The 17,926-nt window shown below is 66.7% G+C and carries 10 protein-coding genes; 5 read left to right on the forward strand and 5 right to left on the reverse strand.

What is annotated here, in order from left to right; all coding sequences use genetic code 11:
* Nucleotides 1-8: 8 nt before the first annotated feature.
* The gene (locus ACWGRX_RS22315) at nucleotides 9-785 is read left to right on the forward strand and encodes a sterol desaturase family protein (RefSeq protein ID WP_452119351.1); all 777 of its coding nucleotides are present in this window, start codon (nucleotides 9-11) and stop codon (nucleotides 783-785) included.
* Here ACWGRX_RS22315 and ACWGRX_RS22320 read toward each other — a convergent pair.
* The 4 genes from ACWGRX_RS22320 to ACWGRX_RS22335 all read right to left on the reverse strand — a co-directional run bounded on the left by ACWGRX_RS22320 (nucleotide 763) and on the right by ACWGRX_RS22335 (nucleotide 4,762).
* Nucleotides 763-1,629, reverse strand: a complete 867-nt coding sequence (locus ACWGRX_RS22320) for a class I SAM-dependent methyltransferase (RefSeq protein WP_452119352.1) — start codon at nucleotides 1,627-1,629, stop codon at nucleotides 763-765. The two genes, ACWGRX_RS22315 and ACWGRX_RS22320, sit on opposite strands and share 23 nt — an antisense overlap.
* 9 nt (nucleotides 1,630-1,638) lie before the next feature.
* Complete coding sequence (locus ACWGRX_RS22325) at nucleotides 1,639-2,532, reverse strand: metal-dependent hydrolase (protein WP_452119353.1); 894 nt, start codon at nucleotides 2,530-2,532, stop codon at nucleotides 1,639-1,641.
* A 175-nt stretch (nucleotides 2,533-2,707) separates the two neighbouring features.
* Nucleotides 2,708-2,953 (reverse strand): acyl carrier protein, encoded by a 246-nt coding sequence (locus tag ACWGRX_RS22330; RefSeq protein ID WP_452119354.1) that lies wholly within the window; start codon nucleotides 2,951-2,953, stop codon nucleotides 2,708-2,710.
* A gap of 57 nt (nucleotides 2,954-3,010) precedes the next feature.
* Nucleotides 3,011-4,762 (reverse strand): fatty acyl-AMP ligase, encoded by a 1,752-nt coding sequence (locus tag ACWGRX_RS22335; protein WP_452119355.1) that lies wholly within the window; start codon nucleotides 4,760-4,762, stop codon nucleotides 3,011-3,013.
* 266 nt (nucleotides 4,763-5,028) lie between these two features.
* On the opposite strand from ACWGRX_RS22335, the gene ACWGRX_RS22340 reads away from it, so the two are divergent.
* Nucleotides 5,029-6,804 (forward strand): WcbI family polysaccharide biosynthesis putative acetyltransferase, encoded by a 1,776-nt coding sequence (locus ACWGRX_RS22340; RefSeq protein WP_452119356.1) that lies wholly within the window; start codon nucleotides 5,029-5,031, stop codon nucleotides 6,802-6,804.
* 33 nt (nucleotides 6,805-6,837) lie between these two features.
* Here ACWGRX_RS22340 and ACWGRX_RS22345 read toward each other — a convergent pair whose 3' ends face one another.
* Entirely contained in the window at nucleotides 6,838-7,500 is a 663-nt protein-coding gene (locus ACWGRX_RS22345; protein WP_452119357.1) for a CDP-alcohol phosphatidyltransferase family protein, read from the reverse strand.
* Nucleotides 7,501-7,681: 181 nt separating this feature from the next.
* Between ACWGRX_RS22345 and ACWGRX_RS22350 the strand changes: the two genes are divergently transcribed.
* The 3 genes from ACWGRX_RS22350 to ACWGRX_RS22360 all read left to right on the forward strand — a co-directional run bounded on the left by ACWGRX_RS22350 (nucleotide 7,682) and on the right by ACWGRX_RS22360 (nucleotide 17,863).
* Nucleotides 7,682-8,971, forward strand: a complete 1,290-nt coding sequence (locus ACWGRX_RS22350; RefSeq protein ID WP_452119358.1) for a glycosyltransferase family 4 protein — start codon at nucleotides 7,682-7,684, stop codon at nucleotides 8,969-8,971.
* 112 nt (nucleotides 8,972-9,083) lie between these two features.
* Nucleotides 9,084-16,505, forward strand: coding sequence for a type I polyketide synthase (locus ACWGRX_RS22355; protein WP_452119359.1), 7,422 nt, complete (start codon nucleotides 9,084-9,086; stop codon nucleotides 16,503-16,505).
* Nucleotides 16,502-17,863 carry an aminotransferase class I/II-fold pyridoxal phosphate-dependent enzyme gene (locus tag ACWGRX_RS22360; protein WP_291648994.1) on the forward strand — a complete coding sequence of 454 codons (1,362 nt, stop codon included), beginning with the start codon at nucleotides 16,502-16,504 and terminating at the stop codon, nucleotides 17,861-17,863. Before ACWGRX_RS22355 ends, ACWGRX_RS22360 begins: the two co-directional genes overlap by 4 nt.
* Nucleotides 17,864-17,926 lie beyond the last annotated feature (63 nt).

Raw genomic sequence — 17,926 nt, forward strand, 5'->3', positions numbered from 1 at the left:
TTGCGACCGTGGCGCTGCTGAACGACTTCCTCCGCCTCTTCGGTCTGGTGGTGGCCGCCGTCGTGCTGGTGATGCTGCTCACAGGCCTCTTCTTCGAGGTCATGAATCGCCGGCATCCCGAACGCCGCATCCAGAAGGACCGTGTCAACCGGCGCAAATGGAAGGAACTGCGGCAGGCCCCGATCTCGATCCTGACGCTGTCGGCCTGCTTCGCCTTCGGCCTGTTCGCACAGGAACAGGGCTGGTCTCTCACCCCGCTCGAACTCGGCTGGTGGTCCGGGCCGCTGACGCTGCTGCTCTCGGTCGTTCTCTACGATGCGTGGTTCTACTGGGTCCACCGGCTGCTCCACGGCCGCGTCTTCTATCGTTTTCACGCGCTCCACCATAAGAGCGTGGCGCCGACCGTGTGGAGCAATCATCACGAAAGCTTCGTCGAGGCGCTGCTCAACCAGGCCTATTACGCGATCATCGTCTTCATCCTGCCGATCCCGTGGCAGATGCTCGTGCTGCAGAAGCTCTACGATCAGATCAGCGGCATGCTCGGGCATGCCGGCTTCGAGCATTTCGCCTCGCCCGCCGGGCGTTCGCCCTGGCCGCTCGCCAGCACCGTGTTCCATGACCAGCATCACGGCACGTTCCGCTTCAACTACGGCCACACCTTCTCGCTGTGGGACCGCTGGATGGGCACGCTGCATCCGCGCTACGACGACACGCTGAAGAGCTTCGAGCCGTCCGGCGGCGAGGCGGCGAAGCCGGCCTCGCCTACGCCTTCGGAGCGTCGCTGATCGACGGAGGAGGCAGTTCGCGGAAACCGTCTTCCTTCCGATAGCGCTGCGCGAGATAGACGACTCCGCCCTCGCTCAGCTCCCGGTAGAGAATCGAGCCCTGCGAGCCCGCGAACTCGCTGATGAAGCCGCGCATGAAGCGGATCTTGCCGATGCGAGCCCGCTTGCGCTGCTCGGCTGCGTCGAGCGCGGTGATGACGCCCTGCGAAAGGTCGGTCTCGCCGCGCAGGGCCAGCCCTGGCACCGCCAGTTGCTGCCGCAGCAGCGGGAGCGTCGCCCTGCCGCGCATGTCGGCGAAACTGAACCAGCCGCCGGGAGCCAGGACGCGGGCCGCCTCCCGCGCGAAGGCCGCCACATCCCCGTAGCAATGCGAGGACTCGATATTGATCACCACGTCGAAGGCGCCGTCTGCGAAAGGCAGCTTCTCGGCGTCGCCGACCTCGAAGGCCAGCCTCGGCGTGTCGCGATTGAGACGGCGGGCGAGAGCGACCGTCGCGGGAGAATAATCGAGCCCGATGACGGAACCTGGCTCGCAATAGCGGGCGATGTAGCGCGCCCCGCCCCCGCGTCCCGAGCCGATCTCGAGCACGCGCGCGCCCTTCATCGGCAATCCGGCGACCGCCTGCGCATAGAGCCCGATGAAGGGCCGGTCCGCCTCGTCCTCCTGCTCCAGCAGAATGCCGGGCGCGGGCGGCAGGAAGCCGTAGTTCATGAAACGCCAGTCGTCGTCGCGCCAGCGCCGGGACAGGATGTTGTAGAGGCCGCGCCACAGCCATTTGCGGGTCTTGGGGAAGGCGCCCCGATCGATGGCTTCCAGCAGGCCGGAGAAGGCTTGGCTCGCCATGTTCGATGCTCAGGAGGCCGACTGCGGCGAGGCGCCGGGCGCGGGCGGGAGATTGGCGGCCAGCCAGTCGCGCCCCTTGCGCATCAGCTCCTGGTCATCGCTGTTGCGCGGGTCGAAACCCGGCAGGTAGTAGCGCAGCACGTTCGGCAAGCAGCGCCGCCAATAGCCGGGATAGACCATCGTCACCCAGAAGAAGCGCAGCCAGAAGCGCAACCCGGTCTTCACCCCATCCGTCTTCGCATAGATCGGGACGTTGCGCAGGAAGAGCACGAGGAAGGGAAACAGCGTCCCGTTCATCCCGAGGACGCGGACGAAATAGCGCTGCCAGCTCGACATTTCCGGGGTCGCCGCCTTGAGCACGTCCAGCGCCACGGCCTTGTGCTCGAGTTCCTCCAGCGCATGCCACATCCACAGCCGCCGATAGGCCGGCGCGGCCTTGTCCATCAGCTCCGGATGACGCAAGGTCAGCGTCGACAGCGTCGCCGTCATGTGCTCGATCGCGCAGGTGATCGACAGCCGGTGCAGCGGGTTCTTGACGATGTCGAACCCCCGACGGATCGGCGCCTCCATCTTCTCGACGTCGTAGCCGAGCCTGGCCATGGCGCGGTTGTATTCCTCGTGCTCGCGCGTGTGATAGGCCTCCTGCACGGAGTAGCCGTTGATCTCGGCCGCGAGCTCGCGGTCCTGCAGCTTCGGCCCGTAATGCTTCAGCGAGCGGATGAAAAAGCGCTCGCCCTCGGGCAGGAAGATCGAGAGCCCGTCGATCAGCACCGTCTTGATGATGTCGTCCTCGAGCCAATGGCGCTGGGCGTTGTCGAGGATACCGAACCGGATGTCGCGCGGGATGATGTCTTCGGCATTCGCCATGTGCTGGCCGCCGGCCGCGTTCGGAGCATGTGCCATCAGCTCTGGTCCATCCCGGTGGGTCCTCTGCCGCATCGGTTCGTCGGCAGGCGACTACCTATCGTCAACAGCGCAGCCCGTCGAGGCTGCATCGCACGCCAATGGCGGAGCCAGGCGCAGAATGCGGAGCCAGGCGCAGAATCCTGCCCGCACGCGCGAACGGATCGGCAGCGGCCTAGGGTGCTGCCGAGCCAGCGAGGTGCTCGGCGAACTGCGCAATCGTCGGATAATCCTGCGTGACGCCCGGATAGAGCTCGACGCCGTATTCCTGCTCGACCTCCAGGACGAAATGGACGGCGGCGGCCGAATCGAGCCCCAGGCTGGCGAAGCTCGTCATCGGCGCGATGCCGGCCTCGTCGATCTCCAACATGGCGGCAAGCCGGGCGGTGCAGAAGCGTTCGATCTCGGAAGTGGGTGGCATGGTGGTCCGTCGGGTGGGGAGCGAGAGCAATTTCAAGCGAAGCGGAACGGGTCCGTGTCAGGCGGGGATGGTTTCTCCCGGCCGCTCGGGCAGGTTCCATCGTTCGAGCGTTCCCTCCGACAAGCGGCGCCGGGTCAGATCGCGCTGGACCTTGCCGCTCGTGGTCTTCGGCAGCGAGCCGGTCCGGATCAGAACGATCCGGTCGGCGGCGACGTCGTGATTGTTCACCACAGCCGCCTGGATCGCCGCGACCACCTCCGCCTCGACGAAGGCGTGGCGCCGGCTGCGCTCGATTTCCTGGACGACGACGATGCGCTCGATGCCATGCTCGTCCGTGATGGTGAAGGCCGCGCCATGATCCCGTCGCAGGGCAGGATGGCTCGCCGCGACCGTGGCCTCGATGTCCTGCGGGTAATGGTTGACGCCGCGGATGATCATGACGTCCTTGATGCGGCCGACGACATAGAGTTCGCCAGCCTCGTCGAGATGGCCGAGATCGCCGGTCCTGAGCCAGTCGCCATTGTCCTCGGCACCTGTCCCCGTCCGCTGTGGCCGGGCCTCGAAGACCCGCTCGCTCTCTTCCGGACGCAGCCAATAGCCGTCGGCGACGCTGTCGGCCCGGATCCAGATCTCGCCGATCCGGCCCGGCTGCACTGGACGCAGTGTGTCCGGGTCGACGATGGCGATGGACAGCCCGGTCATCGGCGAGCCGCAGCTGACGATTCTCTGGCAATCGCCCTCCCCCTCCGGCGAGGCAATTTGCGCGGCCTTCAGCGCCCGGGCGCTGACCTCGCGCGTCCGGGGCAGGCTGCCCCGCTCCGCGGCGCTCACCAGCAATGTCGCCTCTGCCAGCCCGTAGGCCGGCCGCATCGCTTCGGGCGCGAAGCCATAGGCGGCGAAGGTGGCGCTGAACCGTTCCAGCGTTGCCGCGCGCACCGGCTCGGCGCCGTTGAGCGCGATCTTCCATCCGCCGAGGTCGATGCCCTCCATCTGCTCGGGCCGGAAACGGTCGACGCAGAGATCGAAGGCGAAATTCGGCGCCGCAGCGACCTCGGCACGATGCTCGTGAATGGCCCTCAGCCAGTTGAGCGGGCGATGCATGAAGCCCGATGGCGTCATGAGAACGCAAGGCGCGCCGAGATAGATCGGCTGCAGCAGGTTCATGATCAGGCCGAGATCGTGATAGAGCGGAATCCAGCTCACATGCGCCGAGCCCGCATGGTTCCCCAGACGCTGCCGCATCATCTCCAGATTGGCGAGGAGATTGCGATGGCTGACCATGACCCCCTTCGGGGCGGAGGTGGAACCCGAAGTGTATTGCAGGAAGGCGAGGCCCGTCGGGTTGCTCCGGAGTTCTCCGGCCTGGTTCGGCCGGGATGCCAGGGCGACCGGGAGATGGCGGATGCCGCGCGCGGCCAGACGCTCGCGCAGCAGGCCGCGCGGATCAGGATCCGATGCCGGGCTCAGCGCCAGGCGCGGCGCGCAGTCGGCGATGATGGCAGCGCTGGCATCATGGTTCGCATTGCGGCGCGGCGGCATCATCGGCACCGCCGCCACCCCGGCGATCAGGCAGGCGAAATAGGCGACGACGAATTCGAGGCAGGACGGAAAGACCAGCAGGGCGCGGTCGCCCGGCACCGTCTCGGCCGCGAGCTGCTGGGCCAGATGCGCCGCCTGCGCGTAGAGCTCGGCGAAGCTGAGTCTCGAAGGCTCACCCGGGCGGTCGGAATAGACCGTCACGGCGGCGATGTCCGGCCTCGTCATGGCCTGATGTTGCAAGACCTCTGCCAGGGACGAAAAATGACTCATAGCGATCCATCTGTGGAACGAGCGCCGTCAGCGATCTTCGAATAGTATACTGCCGTCTTCTCTGCCATGGAGAGGACCTGGAAGGAGCCCGTAGCCTTCTATGAAGCGCACCTCCGACCAGATCAACCTGGAAAGCCGACGCGCCATGGCTGCATGGCCGCGTCAGTGATGTTAGAGCTGGACCGGGTCGGCTTGCGAGGCGGGCCGTTCTGCAGGATCGTCGCGGATCACGCAGAGGAGCCGGGCCCGACCTGTTGGAACAGAGGATGGATGCTCTAGATCAAGTCAAGACGACGCCGGGGGCGGCTCGGCAGTCTCCCGATGACGAGGCCCGGCCGCTCCTGCCCGTGATGGAGGTTCGCGAACCGGCGAGGCGCTGGGCCGACGGCACCGTGTCGGTCGTGTTCCTGATCCCGGCCCAGGCCTTTCTCTACGGCCCCTTCCTGCGCCTCGAGGCAGGGCGATACCGCCTGTCCTTCCGCTGTCGGGTGAAGATGCCGCTGCAGGGCGAGCACCCCGTCATGGGTCTCGAGGTCATCGCGCAGAATCGGATCCTCCGGGCCTGGCGCGACTATAGCGCAGCCGAGCTTCGCGACGGCGAGCAGAGCCTGACATTCACGGTTCCAGCAGATCTGAGCATCGAAAGCGGCGCCGACGCCCCTTTCGAATTCCGCTTCACGCATTTCGGCAATGCCTTCTTGACCATGCTCGAAGTGACGCTGCATCGCGAGGCGTCCGCAGACTGCGCTGCCGAAGCGCCGGCCGAAATCGCGCCATGGCGGCTGCTCGGCCGGCTGCGAACCCTTCCCGCCCCTGGCGGAGTGCGCCTTTCGCCCTTGTCCGTCACACGCCTCAAGCTCGGCCGCAGCTCGGCGATCCTGCGGCTACCGGCGGGCAGCTATCGCGCAGAAATCGGCTGCGTTCTCAGGCGCGCCCGCAACATCTCCGACGAGGCACTCGCAGTCACGGTCAGGACGCGGGACGGCATTCCGCTCGGGGAGGGCCGGTTCGGGACGAGCGAGTTGGAATCTGGCCGCGTTTCCTTCGAATTCACCGTGCCGCGGGATCTGGGCCTGGATGCCGGCGTGCCGCGCTCGATCGATATCCGCCTGAGCCACTTCCGCAATGCAGACCTCCTCCTCACCGCGCTCGATCTGCACCGGTTCTCCGCGGAACCCCTCGCTCCATCATCGCAGCAATCCTCCGGGAGGCCGGCCCCCCGCCGAGGCGTCAGGAAGCAGATCGTCATCTTCGGAAACTGCCAGGGCAATCTTCTCGCCGAGGCGCTTCGTCATCATTCCGGCTTTTCGCGCCATTTCTCGGTCAAGCACCACTATATGGAGCTGCCTGCCAATCTGCACGAGCAGGGCCGGCGCGATTTGGAGGAATGCGACCTCCTCCTCGTCCAGGACATTCGGGAATGGAACCAGTATCCGCTGCGCGCGCATGTGCCGAGCGATTTGCCGACGCTGCGTTACCCCTGCGTGCGCTTCGCCTCGCCCTGGCCCTTCGACGCCTTCAACGGGCCGGACGACAGGCTGGCCCGCAACCGCGACTTCCCGAATTTCGAGTTCACCTATTTCGACGGCCTCCTGGCGCGGCTGCGCAAGGAAATCCCCGATCACGAGCAACGCTTCCGGGCTTATGAGTCGCTCGATATCGAGCGGGTCATCGACTTCAACCGCCTGCATCGCTTCGAGCAGGCGCGCCTCGAGGACATGGACCGAAAATTCGCGGCCGGGATCGGGGCCTACATCCTCGAGAATTTCAGGAGCAAGCAGACCTTCTATACGACGGCCCATCCCAATGGCCGAATCATGAAAATGCTAGTCCGGCAGGTTTCGCGCGAGCTCGGACTGCCCCTGCATTTCCTGCTGCCCGGCTCGCTGAACTCGCTGCGTCGCCTGCAGGTGCCAATCCACCCGAAAGTCGCGGCGGCGCTGGGAATGGGCTGGGCGGACGCTCGTCGGAAGTACCTGGTTCGGGGCGAATGGCTGACCTGGGAGGCGTATTTCCGGAAGTACATCGCCTATTACGGATAGCTATCCAACGCCGTTTCGGGTGGCGATGCGTCGCTATTTGCCGTTGTCGCCCTCCTCGCGAGCCAGCTGCCGGGCATAGCTTGCGAGCAAGTGCACGAAGGTCACGAAGAAACCGGCTGCCATCAGCAGGACGGAGACGTCGCACCAGGTCATCGCCAGACCGCCCACCTCGAAGACCGGCGCGCCGAAGAAGAAGACCATCGTATTCATCAGTATGATGAGCAGGCGCATCTCCGTTGGCCCCCAGCCGGCCAGGGAGACGTGGAATTCGCCGGACACGCAGGCCCTGACCTGGGAATAGATCGACAAGGCGTGGTAGCCGGCGAGCGCGAACAGCGCCACGTCCATGCGTACATAGGGCGACAGGCCCATGCCGACGCAGATCAGCAGGTTCCCGACGACATCGATCGACTGGTCGAGAAAATAGCCGTATCGCGGGCGCTCGATCTTCCTGAAGCGCGCCAGACTGCCGTCGAGCGAATCGCCGAGCCAGTGAAGCACGAGGCCCAATGTGGCCAGCCACAGGAAGCCGGGAGACCAGCTGGTCAGCGCATAGCCGACGAGCGTGATACCGGCGCCGACGATCCCGAAAGCCGTCAGGAAATCGGGCGTGATGCGCGCGGGCGCGCGCCTGACGAGCCAGTCCAGCGCCTTCCTCTCAAGGGAGCGGACCAGGCTGTTGTGGATGCGTATCAAAGGCGGTGACTGCTTGATGCCAATCGTGGAACCAGCTATCGCCGAACGGATCGCTGGTTGCAAGTATCGCCGGGCGTATAGATCGGATTGATTTTCGACATGAAGTCCGTTCTACTCGGCAGTCTTGGCAAGCAGGCGACGATGGCCGACCGTCACAACTAAACGAATTTTAGGATCTTTAGTGCCTATTGCCTATGACGCGACTCGCCTTCTGCTGGGGCCGCTGTCCCTGACGCCGCGGGGCATCGACCGCGTCGATCTGGCCTATGCGCGCCATTTCTTTGAGCACTCGACGGAAGATTGCTGCGCGATCCTGCCCACGGCATGGGGCACCCGGACTTTCTCGCGCGAGCGCGTCCTGCGTGGCCTCACGCGCCTCGAGGAACTTTGGGCAGAGAACAGGCAGCCAGCGATCGACGGCGCCTGGACATCGCTCGCTCCGACGATCCAGGCCGGCAAATCCTCCTGGTACCTACCCTCGAACGGCGCTCTCACCCTGACGGCGCGCATGACCGCCCTGCTCAAGGCGACGGGCATCGGCCTTGGCGAGGATGCGGTTGCGAGCCTTGGGCGCGACACGGTCTACGTCAATGTCGGCCAGGTCGGTCTGACGGTGCCCTTCCTTCTGCGCTGGCTGAACCGGCGGCCCGATATCCGGCCGCTCTTCATGCTGCACGACGTCATTCCGCTGGAGACACCGGAATACGTCGCCCCGCACGCCGTCAAGGCGCACGCGACCATGGTCGATCAGACCGCGCGCTATGCCGCCGGCCTGATCGTCACCACACGAACGGCTCAGAAGGCGATCGAAACGGAGCTGGAGCGCCGCGGCGCCAAGGCACTGCCGACACTTGCGCTGCCCTTGCCCGTCCCCTCGATCTTTCGCGGGGCACCCGACCCGGATCCGACCCTGACCGGCGTCCCCTATTTCGTGATCTGCGGCGCGGTAGAGCTGAGAAAGAATCATCTTCTGCTTCTCGAGGTCTGGAAGCGCCTGTATCGCAAGCATGGTCCAGCCACGCCGCATCTCGTGATCGCGGGCGCCAAGGGCTGGCAGGGCGATCTGATTCTCGATCGCTTGCGGCGCTCCGGCCAGGTCAGCGATTACATCCATGTGCTTCACGGCCTCTCGACCCCGGCGCTCAAGCGGCTGATCAGCGGCGCGCGCGCATTGCTGATGCCGTCCTTCATCGAGGGCTTCGGCCTGCCGGTCGTGGAAGCGGCGGTCCTCGGCACGCCGGTCATCGCCTCCGACATCCCTGCGCACCGCGAAGTGGGTCATCCGGGGACGACATTCGTCGACCCGATCGACGGCCCGGGCTGGGAGGCCGCCATCGCCGCGCTGCTGTCCGGGGAGCCCCGCCGTTTGGCCCCGTCCCCCGGTTATGCCGAGCTCACCTGGTCGGATTACTTTTCGTCACTGTCACATTTCATTCACACGATCCTGGCCGATCAGGCGGCCCGGACGTGACTCGGATTGTTTTTTGCCTGAAGCCCCCTTATCAGCAGGGAGCATATGGTGGGACAATAGTGCCGAGAAGCGCCGGGCGGGTCGTATCATTTCGCTAGGATTGTCTAAGTCCATGTCGCTCCGACAGCAGTCAATTCCCACCGAAGCCGCGATTATCGGCGCTTCGTGCATCCTTCCGGGTGCGAATAGTCTCGAATCCTTCTGGGAGCTGCTGACGGCCGGCCGTAACGTCGTTTCGGCCCGCCCTCATGGGCGCTGGAATGTGGAGCGTTTCCTTCGTCCGGGCGACCCTGCTCCCGGCTTCTCCTACACGTTCGCCGGGGGCTATCTCGACGACGCGTTCGGCTTCGATCCGACACCGTTCAACATCTCGCCGCGAGAAGCGCAGCAGATGGACCCGCAGCAGCGCCTGCTGCTGACGGCGGCCTGGCGCGCCTGCGAGGATGCCGGCCTGCCGCCCTCCTCGCTCGCTGGCCGCAATATCGGCGTCTATGTCGGCGCCTCCCTGGCCGACTACCAGAGTGTTGGGGCGCTCGATCCCGCCGTGATCGGCAGCCACTTCATGACCGGCAATGCGCTGTCGGTTCTCGCCAACCGGCTGTCCTATGTCTTCGACCTCAAGGGCCCGAGCTTCACGGTCGACGCGGCGTGCTCGTCCTCGTTCGTCGCGCTGACACAGGCGGTCTCGGCCCTGCGTGCCGGCGACATCGAACTGGCGATCGTCGGCGGTGTGAACATGCTGCTCTCGCCGGTGCCCTTCATCGGCTTCTCTCAGGCGCGCATGCTCTCGTCGACCGGATTGTGCCGGCCTTTTTCCGAGGCAGCGGACGGCTATGTCCGTTCCGAAGGGGCCGTGGTGCTGCTGCTTCAAAGGGAGCCGGAAGCCGTCGCTGCCGGCCGCCGTATCCGCAGCGTGGTGGTTGCCGCCGGCACGAATGCGGACGGCCGGACGAACGGCATCTCGCTGCCTTCGCAGGAATCGCAGCAGAATCTGATCGAGACGGTCTACCGGTCAGCGGGGATCGCGCCCGAAGCGCTCGCATTCGTCGAAGCGCACGGGACGGGCACGAAGATCGGCGACCCCATCGAGGCCGCCGCCATCGGCGAGGGGCTGGGCCGGCGACGCAGTGCGCCGCTGCCGATCGGATCGGTCAAATCGAATATCGGCCATCTGGAAGCGGCGTCCGGACTGGCCAGTCTTCTCAAGGCGAGCCTGGCGCTGGAGCATCGCCTCGCACCCCGCTCGCTGTTCACCGAAGAGCGAAACACGGCGATCGCCTTCGATGAGCTCAATCTGTCGCCGCTGACGCAGCCGCTCACGCTGACCTCCGATGACGGGGATCTTTTCGCCGGCGTCTGCAATTACGGTTTCGGCGGCACGAACGGACACGCGATCCTGCGCGCGGCGCGCGATCACCAGCCTGCCGGGACGAATGGATCAGGCGCGCGCCAGGCCGAGGTGCTGCTCGTCTCCGGCGGCACGGCCGACGCACTGAAGACCCGCTCGCTGCAGATCGCCGAGACGGTTGCGGATGGGCGCTCCGTCGCGAGCGTCGCGAGCGCCCTCGCGCATCAGCGCGAATTGCTGCCGCATCGACTGGCCATTGCCGTCCCGGATGGCTCTACCGCCGCGGCGGATGTGGCCGCGAGCCTGCGCGCATTCGGCCAGGGTTCCGATTTGCAGGGGCGCGGCGCGGCCGCGGTCGTTCACGGGGCGGAACGCGGCGCAATCTTCGTATTCAGCGGCAACGGTGCGCAATTCGCGCAGATGGGCGTCGCGGCCTATCGGACCAATCCGTCCTTCCGGCGCGAGATCGACGACATTGATCGCCTCTATGCCGAAATCGCCGGCTGGTCGATCGCCGACCATCTGCGCGACGGGGTCCCGGACGAGCAGCTCGATCTCACCTCGGTGGCACAACCGCTGATCTTCGCGATCCAGTCGGCTCTCGCCGCTGTTCTCGCAGAGTATGGTGTCCGCCCCCTCGGCGCGCTCGGCCACAGCGTCGGCGAGGTCGCGGCGGCGGAATGCTGCGGGCTGCTGTCGCGTCGCGACGCCTTGCGGGTCATGCACAAGCGAAGCCGGCATCAGGAAACGGTGCGCGGCAAAGGCCGTATGCTGGTTCTGGCGAGCAACCCGGCCAATGTCGACGATCTCATTCGGCAGGCCGGCACGTCGGAGGTCGATATAGCGGCCTACAACAGCGCGTCCTCGACAACGGTGTCGGGGCCCGCTGAGCAGCTCGACGTCCTGGCCCGGCTGGCGCGCAGGAGCCGGATCGCCAGCGTGCCCCTGGCGGTCGATTATCCCTTCCACTCGCGGGCGCTGGAGGTCGTGCGCGAGGATCTTCTGCGCGACCTCGGCGGGATAGCCGGCCAGGAGCCCCAGATTCCGTTCTATTCGACGGTGACGGGGCATTCGCTGGATCCCGCCATGTTGGACGCGTCGTATTGGTGGCACAATATCCGCCGCCCCGTGCGCTTCGCCGAGGCGATCGAGGCGGCATTGGCGGCCCATCCCGAAGCTGCCTTCGTCGAAATCGCCCCGCGCCCGATCCTGGTCGGACCGATCGCGGATATCCTGCGGGCGAGCCAGGCCCAGAACCCGATCCTGTCGACGCTGTCGGCAAGCGACCCCGCGGATCGGGATCCGATCCGCGGCGTGGTCGCCCGCATGGTGGTCAATGGCGTCCGGCACGAGCAGCGGGCCGTTTTCGGCGAGCCGCCGGCTGCGGTCGAAGCCTTGCCGCCATATCCGTTCCAGCCGGAGCAGTATCACTTCGACGGCACGAGCGAAGCGCTCAACGCCCATGGTCGCCTGATAGCAAGCCTGCCGCTACACCCCTTGCTCGGAGCGCGCGTTTCAAACGGTTCGCCGGAATGGCGCAATCTGCTCGACCCTGTCTTGCTGCCCTATCTCGGCGATCACAGGGTCGATGGCGGCGTGGTGATGCCCGCGGCGGCGCTGATCGAGCTGGCCCTGGCGGCCGGCCGGGAGCTGTTCGGGGCAGTGCCCCTGGAGATCGCGGAATTCGACATCACCAAGGCGATGACCTTCGCCGATGACGAAACGCGCGAGATTTCGACCCGCCATTTCGAGCATACCGGGACGATCGAGATCTGGAGCCGGCGCCGTTTCGCCGGCAGCGACTGGATACTGCACGCCCGCGGCGTGCTCGGGCCGCTGCACACCGCCTCTGCGGCGCAGACGCCGGAGATCCCCGCGGTCGAGACCCCGATCCTGAACGAGGGCGCGGAAATCTACGCTGCGGCCGAGCGCGCAGGTCTCGACTATGGACCGCGCTTCCAGGTCGTACTCTCGACACGGCGCGACGACACCGTTGGCGAAAGCCGCCTCTCCGTGCCCGATGGCGGCGTCGGGGCCTATGACGACCTGCATGTGCTGCACCCCGTCTCGCTGGACGGAAGCTTCCATGGGCTTTTCCTCGCGCGGCCGCAGCGGGACGGGGAGCGCAAGGCGCATCTCCCGATCCGTTTCCGGCAGATCCGCGTCTGGAAGCCGGGGGCGAAGATCACGCATTCGGTGACCAAGCTGCTGCGGGAAACCGACCGCTTCAAGACGCTCTCCGTCTCCCTCATGTGCGATCGGGGCGAACTCGTCGCCTCGATCGAGGCGGCGGTCCTGCGCTCCGTCCATCTGGTCAAGCCCTTCATGGTCGAGCGGACGTTTCGGGAGGAGCGTCTGGCGGTCGCTCCCGTCGCCCTGCCGCCGCCTCCGCTCGATGCGACCGACCCCGGTCGGGGCCAACCCGGCGAGGCGAAGCAGCTTTCGCTGCTGCTGAAGGCCTTCGCCGTTTCCCTGGCGCGAAAGCTCTGTTGCGATCTCTTGCCGCCGGAGAGCGGCGACAGCTTCGAGAGCGCCGCGACCAGTGGCGTGATTGCTCCGGCCGCCCAGCCGCTTTTCGGGATGGCGCGCGACATTCTCGCCATGGCGGGAGGGCTGGAGAGCACCGAGGCCGGCACGCGGCTGACCGCGACCTTCGCCATGCCTTCGCCGGAAGCCCTGCTCGGCACGCTGATGCAGCGTTTCCCGGCGGCGAACCGTGAATTGCGCCTGGCGGCGCAGGCATTGACCCAAGCCGGGCCCTTCCTCCGCACAGGCGAGATCGATACGCGTCCCGCCGGCTTCGCTCATGACCAGTGGAGCCTGCTCGGGCTTTCCGGGGCGCTGCGCGATGCGGTCGGCCACACGCTTGACCTCTGGACCGCGGCCGCCACGCGGCCGCTGCGCGTGCTCGTCACCGGCGACTGGAACAGCGGATTGGCGGAAGCGCTGGCGACGGCGACCCGCGAAGGCCGCATCAAGGTCATGCTCGCTGTCGCCAACGCCGCGAGGGCCGACGAGCAGCGGCATTGGCCGGGCGTCGGCAGCCTGTTCGACATGCTGGTCCTCGACGAGAGCGAGAAATCGGCCCCGTGGCGCTTCGATGCGCTCATCGGCTTCGGCATGCCGCTCTCACCGTTCCAGGAGACGAACGAGGCGGCACAGCGCAGCGCCATCGACCTCCTGGAAGACGGTGCGCCGATCCTGCTCGCCGCGCCCGTCGACGATCTACACCTCGCCTTCCTGCTCGGGAGCTCGACCCAGTCCATCTGGCAGGATCGTGGCAACCCGTCGCTGGGCGGGACGGACGGTTTACGGCGGCGTCTGGAATCGGCACGTGTCGTCGCCGTCGAAACCGGCCACGACGCGGATCGCGTTCTGGCTTTGGCCAGCGCTCGCGCCGTCCGCTCCGACATCGCGCCCGCTGCAGCCGACCATGTCGCGATCGTCGGCGCTCACGAAACGCGCTACGGCCTGGCGAATCCCGAGATCGTCGATCGCGACCACATCGAGGCGCTCGGCACCTGGCTGGCGGCGCTGCCGCCCGGCGAGCGCGCGACGGTCGTCGTCGCGCCCGAGGCCCCGGACACGCCGCCCACCAGCCGACTGGCTGCGCGCATCGAGACCCTGGCGGCGCTGCTGAAGCTGCTCGCCGAAGCAGGGCAGCCTTGCCGCATGCTGGTCCTGACCCAGAACGCCCATACCGGCGACGCCGCTCGCCTGGGCGAGGATGCCGGCGTCTCGGCCTTCACACGCGTCGCGATCAACGAGTTTCCCGAGATCGACCTGCGCCTCGTCGATATCTCGGATGCGGCCCGCGTCGATCTCACCGGAATTCTCGCCCTCGACAATGCCGAGCGCGACATTCGGATCACCGATTCGGGCGTCGAGGTCAGCCGTGTTCGGCGCGGCATCGCGCTCGACACGCCGCTCGGTCCGCATGAACGCGCTGTTCTCCATTTCGCCGATGGCGTCGGTCTCGACGGCTTCGAATGGCAACGCCAGCCGCGTGAGGCTCCGCGGGACGGCGAGATCGAGGTCGAGATCGTCGCTTCCGGGCTGAACTATCGCGATGTGATGGTCGGCCTCGGTCTCCTCGACGACGATCTGCTCGGCGCCGGATTGACCCGCGCGGCACTCGGCTTCGAATGCGCGGGCCGCGTGAGCCGGGTCGGCCCGGGCGTGACGCGGCTGCGGCCGGGCGATCCGGTTATGGGCTTCGCCGCCGGAGCGTTCGCCTCGCACATTACCTGCCCCGACTGGCATTTCTTCCCGGCGCCTGACGGGCTCGACCTCGAAGCCGCCGCAACGATCCCCGTCGCCTTTTCGACGGCGTGGTATGCCCTGGTCGCGCGGGGCCATGTCCGCGCCGGCGAAGACGTCCTCGTCCACGGTGCGGCCGGCGGAGTCGGCCTCGCCGCGATCCAGATCGCCAAGCTGCACGGGGCGCGTGTCTTCGGGACGGCGAGCAACGAGGCGCGACGCGCCATCGCCACGGCGGCCGGCGCCGACGCGGTCTTCGATTCGCGTCAGGAGCGTTTCGCCGGCGAGATCCGCAGGCAATTCGGCCCCGTCGACGTCGTGCTCAATTCACTGGCCGGCCCGGCCATGCTGGCCAGCTTCCGCCTGCTCAAGCCGTTCGGGCGTTTCCTGGAACTCGGAAAGCGCGACTTTCTCGACAATACGCAGCTGGCCTTGCGGCCTTTCCTGCGCAACATCGCCTATAGCGGTGTCGACCTCGACGAACTGCTCGCCGTCGATCCCGACCTGGTGCGCGGGATGATGACCGAGCTGTCGGAGGCTTTCCGGACGCAGGGTCTGCGGCCGCTGACCTATCGCAGCTTCGAAGCCTACGAAGTCGGTGCGGCATTCCGGACCATGCAGGCGTCCGAGCATGTCGGCAAGATCGTCATCCGTCCGCCTCGGACGGCGCGGACGGATCTGGCGTCTTTGGACTACACGGTTCCGCCCGGGCTCCATATCGTCGTCGGCGGCACGGCAGGCCTCGGCTTCGCCACCGCCCAATGGCTCGCACGCAAGGGCGCCTCGCATGTCGCGCTGCTCTCCCGCCGCGGCGCTGTGGACGAGGAGCTCGCACCGCAGCTCGCCGAGATGCGGGCCGCTGGCACGCAGGTCATCGTCGAAGCGCTCGACATCTGCGATGGAGCTGCCGTCAGGGAGGCCGTCGCGCGTCTCGCCCGCGACCATGGCCCGCTTCGCGGCGTGATCCATGCGGCGGTGCATCTCGACGACGGCTTGATCGCCAATCTCGCCCCGGAACGGCTCGAGGCGGTGTTGCGCACCAAGGTCGACGGCATCATCAACCTGTCAGAGGCGACCGCGGATCATCAGCTCGATTTCTTCGTCGCCTATTCGTCAGCGACGACGCTGATCGGCAGTCCCGGGCAGAGCGCCTATGTCGCGGCGAACGGCTTCCTCGAAGGCTTCATGCGCGGTCGCCGGAGCCTGGGGAAGCCCGGCCTCGCCGTCGGCTGGGGCGCCATCTCCGATGTCGGCCTCATCGCCCGCGACAAGCGCCTCGGGCAGCGGCTGCGGCGGGCGACCGGTGTGGTGCCGATGCGCTCCTTCGAGGCTCTGGCACATCTCGGCCGGCTCCTGAGACTCGGCAATGCCGTCGATCCCGTGCAGTTCTTCGCGGGCATCACACCGGGTGCAGGGGCCGAGAAACTCAACCTGCTCAAGAGCGCGGCCTTCATCGATCTCGGCAATCCCGGCGGCGAGGCGCGCGCGGCCCATGCTGAAGACCTCGGCTCCAGCCTGCGAGGGAAGAGCCGCGAGGAGGCCATCGGGATCGTGACGGGCGTCCTGCGCCGAGAGGTGGCCGAGATCCTGCGCATGGCGGAAAGCAATGTCGACCTCACGCGGCCGCTCGCCGATCTCGGGCTCGACTCGCTGATGGCTCTGGAGCTGCATATGGCACTCGAGGCGGCGATCGACGTCCAGATCACGGTGGTGGGTGCCGGCGACCGCAGCCTCCTCGACATGGCGGGTTCCATCGTCGACCAGCTGGATCAGGCCGAGGAGGAGACCGATCCGGCCTCGGCGGAGAGCATGCAGGCGACCATCATCAGGCTGGCGAACGTGCATTCGAAGATGGATATCTCACCCGAACAGGCGAGCCAGATCGAGACGATGGTTCGTCAGCCTCGCCGCGGCGCCGCCGAATGAGCCACGACAACCGCCCCCTTTCAGACGGCGCCCTGGCGAAACTCCTGGTGCAGATGGAGGAGATTCCGCAAGCCGCACCGGCCCTGGCCGGTCGTGGCGTTCGGAATCTGCCGCGTGTCAGCATGGCTTTCGAGGATCATCCGCTTTATCAGCAGATGGCGTTCCAGAGGAGCTTTGCCGACTTCGCAAAGCTGGAGAGCCCGTATTATCGCCTCCATGAGGCCAGGGCGGGCGCGACCTCCGTCGTCGAAGGCAGGCAGGTCACCAACTTCGCCTCCTATGACTATCTCGGTCTGAACGGTCACCCGGAGATCGCCGATGCGATCGCAAAGGCGGTCGCGGAATACGGCAGCTCTGTTTCGGCCAGCCGGATCACCGCAGGCGAACGCCGGGTCCATCGGGACCTCGAGAGTGCGCTCGCCCGCAATTACGAGACCGATGATTGCGTCGCCTTCGTGTCCGGCCATGCCGGCGCGGTATCGGCGATCGCCACGCTGCTCGGGCCGCGCGATCTGATCCTTCACGACGCGCTGATCCACAATTGTGTCGTGGTCGGCGCTCAGCTCGCCGGCTCGACCCGACGGATCTTCCCCCACAATGATCTCGATGCCCTCCAGGCCATGCTCGAGGCGGACCGGCACCAGTTCGAGCGGGTGCTGATCGTCAGCGAGGGTCTGTTCTCGATGGATGGCGACGGCCCCGACCTCGCACGGCTGATCGAGATCAAGACGGACTTCTCCGCCTGGCTGATGATCGACGATGCCCATGGTCTGGGTGTCCTCGGGCGGAGCGGACGCGGCATCTTCGAGCATCAGGACATTGCACCGCAGGGCGTCGACCTCTGGCTTGGAACATTGTCGAAGTCGCTCGTCAGTTGCGGCGGATATGTCGCGGGCTGCGCCGCAGCGGTCGATCTGCTGAAGCATCAGGCTCCGGGCTTCGTCTACAGCGTCGGGATGCCGGCGACCAACGCGGTCGCCGCCACCGTAGCGCTCGATCTCATGCGGCGCGAGCCGGAGCGTGTCCTGCGCCTGCAGCGGCAATCGCAGCGCTTCCGCGAGCGGGCGCGGCAGGCCGGCCTCGACACCGGCGAGAGCTGGGGCTTCGGCGTCGTTCCGATCGTCATCGGCGAGACGGTTCCGACCGTCATGCTGGCCGAGCGCCTGCTCGATCAGGGCGTCAACGCTTTTCCGATCGTGCCGCCGGGGGTGCCGGAGAAGGCGGCGCGTCTGCGCTTCTTCATCAACGCCACCCATAGCGACGCCCAGATCGACGACGCCGTCGATTGTCTGGTCCGGGAAGTGCGGAACCTCGGCGACGCCTCGCTGAAGCAGATTCTGCGCGGCGGGGCCGAATGACCTCTCCTCGTCCCGTGGCACGCGAGGCTGCGCCCACTCCGTCATCGGCGGCTTTCGACGACA

This window comes from Allobosea sp. NPDC055594 (genome assembly GCF_053618995.1).

What these genes read in the sequence shown, in the direction of transcription:
- ACWGRX_RS22320 (WP_452119352.1), bottom strand. Translation starts at nt 1,629, where the DNA reads ATGGCGAGCCAAGCCTTCTCCGGCCTGCTGGAAGCCATCGATCGGGGC.
- ACWGRX_RS22325 (WP_452119353.1), bottom strand. Translation starts at nt 2,532, where the DNA reads ATGGCACATGCTCCGAACGCGGCCGGCGGCCAGCACATGGCGAATGCC.
- ACWGRX_RS22330 (WP_452119354.1), bottom strand. Translation starts at nt 2,953, where the DNA reads ATGCCACCCACTTCCGAGATCGAACGCTTCTGCACCGCCCGGCTTGCC.
- ACWGRX_RS22335 (WP_452119355.1), bottom strand. Translation starts at nt 4,762, where the DNA reads ATGAGTCATTTTTCGTCCCTGGCAGAGGTCTTGCAACATCAGGCCATG.
- ACWGRX_RS22340 (WP_452119356.1), top strand. Translation starts at nt 5,029, where the DNA reads ATGGATGCTCTAGATCAAGTCAAGACGACGCCGGGGGCGGCTCGGCAG.
- ACWGRX_RS22355 (WP_452119359.1), top strand. Translation starts at nt 9,084, where the DNA reads ATGTCGCTCCGACAGCAGTCAATTCCCACCGAAGCCGCGATTATCGGC.
- ACWGRX_RS22360 (WP_291648994.1), top strand. Translation starts at nt 16,502, where the DNA reads ATGAGCCACGACAACCGCCCCCTTTCAGACGGCGCCCTGGCGAAACTC.